The sequence below is a fragment of the Roseburia sp. OM03-7AC genome, from assembly GCF_003462625.1.
GTDB classification, from domain to species: domain Bacteria; phylum Bacillota; class Clostridia; order Lachnospirales; family Lachnospiraceae; genus Roseburia_C; species Roseburia_C amylophila.
On the sequence record NZ_QTZJ01000013.1, the window covers coordinates 41,304 to 41,797 of the forward strand.

Annotated in this window: 4 tRNA genes; all 4 read right to left on the reverse strand. The window is 47.6% G+C overall.

The features are described from left to right. Nucleotides 1-28: 28 nt before the first annotated feature. Nucleotides 29-110 (reverse strand) — tRNA-Tyr (locus DXB39_RS14000). A 27-nt stretch (nucleotides 111-137) separates the two neighbouring features. After that, nucleotides 138-210, reverse strand: a tRNA-Thr gene (locus tag DXB39_RS14005). Nucleotides 211-244: 34 nt separating this feature from the next. Continuing rightward, nucleotides 245-317 (reverse strand) — tRNA-Val (locus tag DXB39_RS14010). A gap of 8 nt (nucleotides 318-325) precedes the next feature. Further along, nucleotides 326-399: transfer RNA gene (locus DXB39_RS14015), tRNA-Asp, on the reverse strand. Between the last annotated feature and the right edge of the window lie 95 nt (nucleotides 400-494).

A 494-nucleotide genomic window follows, 5' to 3' on the forward strand; every position in this document is an offset into this window, starting at 1 on the left:
TTATTCAATTATCTTCTAAAAAGAAGAATGGGCAGAGGTGGATTCGAACCACCGAAGCAATTTGCAGCAGATTTACAGTCTGTCCCCTTTGGCCACTCGGGAATCTGCCCATTTCTATACAATATATAATTGTATAAAGCCGATGATCGGACTCGAACCGATAACCTGCTGATTACAAATCAGCTGCTCTGCCAATTGAGCCACATCGGCATATCTTGCGCTACACTTATAACTACAAGAAAAGTGGGACCTACAGGGCTCGAACCTGTGACCCTCTGCTTGTAAGGCAGATGCTCTCCCAGCTGAGCTAAGATCCCATTTGAAACGACCCAAGCGGGACTCGAACCCGCGACCTCCGCCGTGACAGGGCGGCGCTCTAACCAACTGAGCCATTGGGCCTTAAAGGTACATACCTTCAAAACTTCATACAGATTATTTCCGAGTTGCTTTGGTCAAGCCCTCGACCGATTAGTAACAGTCAGCTCCACACGTTA